Here is a 6,019-nt window from a genome sequence, read left to right as displayed (position 1 = left end):
ATCGCCAGCAGTTGGCAGCCCCCGTCGGTCCGCACGGTGGCCGGTCCTTGCCCGCGGAGAATCGACGGGTCGAATAGGGCGCCCAAGCTCCACTGCGCAAAGGGATTTCCCTGCTCCCCAAGAGCTTCCAAGCGAAGGAAGGCGGCTCGACTGCTCCACGCAGCGCCGTAGAGTTCGTGAAGATCGACGAAAAAGCCCAGATCGTCGTCCGGAAACGTGACCGCGCTCCTCCCCTGCTATTTTCCCGGCTCGCTTCGGCCTGTCAACAGCGACGCGCTTGCCGAGCAAGGCAATCGAGAAAGGAATCTCACGGATTGGGCGGATTCTGCGAGCGGCGCAGGAAATCCAAGGCGGAGCGGATCGCCCGTTGCACTCCGGCCTTCACCGCCTCCTTCGCCACCGCCGCCAACCGGGGACTGAGGTCTTCTTGCGGATCCTGGACCGTACCGCTCACCGTGACTGGGGTCCAGAGGTATCCATTCCGCTCCTCGGAAAAGATCTTTTCCCGCGCCCCCGGCAAGAGCGCCACTCTTTCGGCGGTGAGTCCGACCGCCAAGGCGCCGCTGAGCCTCTCCCCCTGCACATGGAGATTCCCTTCGATCCGGATTGCCCCCTTCGATTCGATCTCGATCTTCTCGAAAGCGAGATCCCCCGGGCCCGCGACCAACCGGGCTTGTGCTCGATCGAGGGGGAGACCCGCCGGGGTACCCCCGCCGACCGCGACCCCCACCAACCAGGGGAGATCCTGGAGCTTTCCGTGCAACAAGGATAAATCGGCCTCAGCCTTCCAAGGCTCTCCGGCGGAGGCGGTCAGCCGGCCCCGGGCTTCGAGATCCCCCGCCACCCGATCCCGCCACGCGGCCGGAAGCCAGGGTGCCAGCGCCACCCCGCGGGCCGAAAAGCGAAGCCGGCCTTCGGACGGCTCCTCCCAGCGGAATCGCCCCACGAGGCGGATCGTTCCCGACCCCTCCGAATGGAGCACTCCCCGATCCAGGAACGCGACGCCGCGATCGAGGCGAAAGAGAATCTCCTCGAGGCTCAAGCTCGGCAGAGCGGCGCAGGTGAGCTTCCCGCCGCCGGCCTTCCCCTTCCAAGCCGACCCGCTTGCCTCCATCGTCACCCGGATTCCGGTCAACGTTCCTCCTCCCAGGATCGACGGGGGCCAGCGCAGATCGGCGCTTTCGATCTCCCCCCGGCGGAGGCTTACGCGGCGAAGCCCCTCCGGCTGTTTCTCCTCCCCGGCCTCCGCCGCTCCTACGCTTCCCGCCGAAGGCGCGGGGGGAGAATTCGCCTCCGGCCCTGCGGAGCGGAAAATCACCTCCAGACGGCCGATGCGAATCGGATCGATCGTCCAGACACCCTGGAGCAGGGAGGAAAGCGGGAGTTGGGCCTGCAGATGCTCGGCCCGCAGCTCCGCGATCGGCGAGCCCGAGATCCCGACTCCGGAAAACTCGCGGCTGCCGATCCCAAAGCCGCGGATCTGGAGAGTGGAAAAGCGGCCCTCGACTCCGATCCCCTGGGCCACCTTGCGCGAGAGGAACGAGCGGAAGCCCTCCCCGTTCCAATATCCGAAGGCCACGGCGACGACAATAGCCAGAACGGCCAGGAAGAGAAGCCCAACTGCTCCCGCAAGTTTTTTCATCATCCTTCTCCCGCCGGTTCTTCTGCGCCTCCTCGGGGATCCGATCCCTTCCGTCGCAGAGAAGCCCGAAGACGGATTCCCGCGCGAAAAAGTATTGTCTTTCCCCTACTTCCAACCCCTTATCAAGAGGCAAAACCCGCAAGGCGGCCAGCCTCTTTCCGATGGTTCTCTTCGTTCTTCGACGACTCCTCTTTTTAATTCCTTTACTCCTCGGCGTGACCCTGCTGGTCTTTTTCCTGATGTCGCTTACCCCGGGGAACTTCCTCACCCCCATCAAGGCCCAGCGCGACATCAGCCCCGAGTTTCTCGCCGCTCTCGAGAAGAGCTTCGGGCTCGACCGACCCTGGTATACCCGCTATCTCCTCTGGCTGCGCAACGTGCTCCATGGGGACTTCGGCTATTCCTGGACCTACAAGGTTGCCGTAGTCGACCTCCTCTGGCAACGGGTGCCCGCCACCCTTCTGCTCAACTTGACCAGCTTCGCCTTCGCCTGGGCCGTCGCGATTCCTCTCGGGGTGCTGGCCGCCGTCCATCGAAATTCCTGGTGGGATCGGCTCACCACTCTCTTTGCTTATGCCTCGCTCTCGATTCCCGAGTTTTTCCTGGCCCTCCTCGCCGTCTACTTCGCCGCCCGAACCGGCTGGTTCCCGCTGGGAGGCCTGATGTCGATCGAGCATGAATTCTTTTCCCCCATCGGCAAGATCCTCGACATCGCCCACCATCTGGTCCTTCCCACCCTCGTGCTCGGCCTCGGCGGGGTCGCGACCCTGATGCGCATCCTCCGAGCCAACTTTTTGGACGTCATCCGCGCCGAATATGTCACCGCCGCGCGGGCGAAGGGTCTCCCCGAACATGTCGTGATCTGGCGGCATGTCTTCCGAAACGCGGTCAACCCGCTGCTGAGCACCCTCGGGTATGTCGTGGCGGGACTCCTGAGCGGTTCTCTGCTCGTCGAAAATGTGATGAGCTATCCCGGCCTCGGCCAGCTTATCTATTCAGCGTTCATCCGTCAGGATCAATTCGTGGTGCTCGCCTCGGTCGTCTTGAGCTGCATCCTGCTCGTTTTGGGGAACCTCTTCTCCGACATCCTGCTGGCGTGGATCGACCCCCGCGTGCGCCTTCCGGCTCGATGAAAGCGATTCCCGCGAAGCGTTCCGGCGTCTGGCATCAAGTGGTCTCCCGGCCGCGGGGAGCCCTGGCCCTCGCAATCCTCGGCTTTCTCTACTTCTGCGCTCTTTTTGCCCCTTTCTTGGCTCCGTACGGTCCCGGCGATCAGGATCTCCGGAGGACCTACCATCCGCCGACCAGTCTGACATGGACGCGGCGGGGCCTCGCCGTCCGCCTCTACGAGAACGCCGATCCCAGCCAAGCGCTCTACCGGCCGATCCCCGGAAGGACGGCCGTCATCCGCTGGCTTCCGATCGGGCATCCCTACCGGCTCTTCGGACTCTTCCCCTGCCGCCGCCATCTTTTCGGCGTCGAGCCCCCGCAGAAGGTCTATCTTTTGGGCAGCGACAGCATCGGCCGAGACGTCTTTTCCCGCTTGCTCTACGGCGCCCAGGTCTCGCTCAGCATCGGTTTGATCGGGATCTCGATCAGCTTGGGCGTGGGCTTGGTCGCCGGCGGATTGGCGGGCTACTTCGGCGGCTGGTTCGATTCGGTCGTGATGCGGACGACGGAGCTATTGATGGCCATTCCCGGACTCTACCTTCTGCTCGCCTTGCGCGGCGCCTTTGCGAGCCAGTTCGGCTCCGGAGAGGTCTATCTGCTCATCGTGATCATCTTGAGCTTCCTCGGCTGGTCGGGCGCGGCGCGGGTGGTCCGCGGGCTGGCGCTTTCCCTGCGGGCGCAGACCTTTGTGGACGCCGCCATCGTGACCGGCCTCTCTCCTTGGCGCATCCTCTGGAGGCATCTCCTTCCCAATCTCGCTAGCTACCTGTTGATCGCCGCCGCGCTGAGCATCCCGGGGTATATTCTCGGCGAAGCCGCCCTCAGCTTTCTCGGAATCGGCATCCAGGAGCCGTCGGCTTCCTGGGGGTTGATGCTCGCGCAGGCTCAGGAGATGAAGGTCTTCATGTGCAATTTCTGGTGGCTCCTGACCCCGGGGGCGGCGGTCTTCGTCACCGTGGCCGCTTTCAATCTGCTCGGCGATACCCTCCGGGACGTCATCGACCCCCACTTTCGAACCGGCGACCGATAATTTGCTTGCGACCATGCCCGACCCCGACGCCATCCCCCTCCTGGAGGTCTCCAACCTCTCGATCGACTTCGTCAGCGAGGAGCGGATCGTGCACGCGGTCGACGGAGTTTCCTTCTCGATGCAAGCCGGCTCGACGCTGGCGGTCGTGGGCGAAAGCGGCAGCGGAAAGAGCGTGACCGCCCTTTCGCTCGCTCGCCTTCTCCCCTCCCCTCCGGCCCAGATCCGCTCCGGAAAGGTCTTCTTCGAGGGGACCGACCTCCTGACCCTTCCCGAAAGAGCGCTGCGCCACTATCGGGGCGGCAAGATCGCCTACGTCTTTCAAGAGCCCTCCACCTCGCTCAACCCGGTCTTTTCGGTGGGATTCCAACTGAGCGAGGCGATGGCCCTCCACCGTCCCGATCTCCAGGATCGACGGGCTGCCGGAATTGCGGCGCTGACCGAGGTCGGCATCCGGGATCCGGAGCGGTGTTGGAAGAGCTATCCTCACGAGCTCTCGGGCGGGATGCAGCAGCGCGTGATGATCGCCATGGCTCTGGTTTGCCGCCCGCGTCTGCTCGTCGCCGACGAGCCGACCACCGCCCTCGACGTCACCATCCAAGCGCAGATCCTCCAGCTCCTGCGGGAGATCCGGAGCCGTTTCGGCATGTCGATCCTGCTCATCACCCACAATTTTGGCCTCGTCAAAGGATTTGCGGACCATGTCCTCGTCATGTTCCGGGGCAAAATCGTCGAGCAGGGGCCCACCGATGCCGTTCTCGCTTCCCCCCGCCATCCCTACACGCAGGCACTGATCGCTTGCGTCCCCCGCCTCGGAGAATCGAAGAAACGCCTCACCACGATCGACTATGCCAGACTCGACGCCCTCCTCTCCCAGTCCTGATCCCGCGGACCGCTCTCCGGTGCTCCTCGAGGTCGAGGAGCTGGTCGTGCGCTATCCCCTCCCCGGCGGCTTCTTTCGCCGCTCCCGCCGCTTCGTCGAGCCCGTCCAAGGGGTCTCCTTCCGCATCCGGGCCGGGCAGACGGTCGGGCTCGTCGGGGAGAGCGGAAGCGGGAAGACGACGATCGGAAAGGCCGTCGTTCGCTTGGTGCCGCCGCATTCCGGAGCCATCCGCTACCGGCAGGAGCGGATCGATCTGCTCTCCGGAGCGCGCCTCCGTCCCTACCGAAAGCGGGTCCAGATGATCTTTCAGGATCCGCACAACTCCTTGAATCCCCGGCTCACGATCGCCCGCATCGTCGGCGAACCTTTGGAGATCCACTTCCCCGCCTTGCGTGCTGCGGAACGGCGCGATCGCGCGGCCCAGCTGCTGGCTCGCGTCGGATTGCCCGCCGATTCCCTCGACCGCTATCCACACGAGTTCTCGGGCGGACAGAGGCAGCGCATCGGCATCGCCCGAGCCCTCGCGGTCGAGCCGGAGCTCCTTGTCTGCGACGAGCCGGTCAGCGCCCTCGACGTCTCCGTCCAGGCGCAAATCGTGAATCTCCTCCAAGACCTCCAGCAGGACCTCGGCTTGGCCTACCTCTTTATCTCGCACGACCTGGCTGTCGTGGAACATTTGAGCGACGAAGTGCTGGTTCTCCACGAGGGGAAGATCGTCGAGGCGGCGCCGGCCGAAGAGCTCTACCGCAACCCCAAGAACGAGTATACGCGCAAGCTGCTCGCCTCCATCCCTTCGCTCTAGCGGCATGAGCTCCCCGTTCTCTCCCGCCTCGGACATGGAGTCCGGCTGGATCGGACCGGCGGAACTCGCGGCGTTTGCGGCGAACCAGACGACCATCCATCGGATCTATTCCTGCGCGGAGGGCTGGATCGAGCGGCTGGGGCGGGATCTTCTGATCTGCTGGGAATCCCCCAAGACGTTGCCTCCGTTCTTGGAGGCGCTTGGCGATCGGCTCCGGAGAATCTCCTTGCCGATCGACCGGCTCTTTTTGCGCAAGCGGTGGGAACGGCGAAAAAGCTCGAAGCTCGCGCTCCTCTCGGGCAGCCCCGCGCTGCCCATGGCGACGACGGGGATGGAAAACGGGCTCTCCTTCCGTCTCCGTTTCGACGTCGGGGAATCGATCGGATTCTTTCTCGACCAGCGGGAGAATCGAGCCTTTCTTCGGGCAGCCAAGCCGACGCGCCTCCTCAATCTCTTCGCCTACACCTGCTCCTTCGGCGTGGCCGCCGCCTCGGC

Annotated in this window: 6 protein-coding genes; 5 read left to right on the top strand and 1 reads right to left on the bottom strand. The window is 64.4% G+C overall.

Features of this window, described 5'->3' with window-relative positions; all coding sequences use genetic code 11:
• Positions 1-307 precede the first annotated feature (307 nt).
• On the bottom strand, positions 308-1,645 hold the full coding sequence (locus tag FN369_RS08280) for a hypothetical protein (protein ID WP_142525695.1): 1,338 nt from the start codon (positions 1,643-1,645) through the stop codon (positions 308-310).
• Positions 1,646-1,803: 158 nt separating this feature from the next.
• Between FN369_RS08280 and FN369_RS08275 the strand changes: the two genes are divergently transcribed.
• The 5 genes from FN369_RS08275 to FN369_RS08255 form a co-directional block, all read left to right on the top strand.
• Positions 1,804-2,775, top strand: a complete 972-nt coding sequence (locus FN369_RS08275) for an ABC transporter permease (protein ID WP_142525694.1) — start codon at positions 1,804-1,806, stop codon at positions 2,773-2,775.
• Positions 2,772-3,842, top strand: coding sequence for an ABC transporter permease (locus FN369_RS08270; RefSeq protein WP_142525693.1), 1,071 nt, complete (start codon positions 2,772-2,774; stop codon positions 3,840-3,842). The genes FN369_RS08275 and FN369_RS08270 overlap by 4 nt, the downstream gene beginning before the upstream one ends.
• Before the next feature lie 13 nt (positions 3,843-3,855).
• The gene (locus FN369_RS08265) at positions 3,856-4,722 is read left to right on the top strand and encodes an ABC transporter ATP-binding protein (protein ID WP_142525692.1); all 867 of its coding nucleotides are present in this window, start codon (positions 3,856-3,858) and stop codon (positions 4,720-4,722) included.
• A complete protein-coding gene (locus FN369_RS08260; protein ID WP_142525691.1) occupies positions 4,688-5,524 on the top strand; it encodes an ATP-binding cassette domain-containing protein in 837 nt (278 codons plus the stop codon). Before FN369_RS08265 ends, FN369_RS08260 begins: the two co-directional genes overlap by 35 nt.
• A gap of 4 nt (positions 5,525-5,528) precedes the next feature.
• The coding region (locus tag FN369_RS08255; RefSeq protein ID WP_178087758.1) for a class I SAM-dependent methyltransferase at positions 5,529-6,019 on the top strand (491 nt) is incomplete at its 3' end.

It is taken from the genome of Methylacidimicrobium cyclopophantes (assembly GCF_902143385.2).
GTDB classification, from domain to species: domain Bacteria; phylum Verrucomicrobiota; class Verrucomicrobiia; order Methylacidiphilales; family Methylacidiphilaceae; genus Methylacidimicrobium; species Methylacidimicrobium cyclopophantes.
Note: the sequence above shows the minus strand (reverse complement) of the source record. Positions and strands in the feature narration are given on the sequence as shown.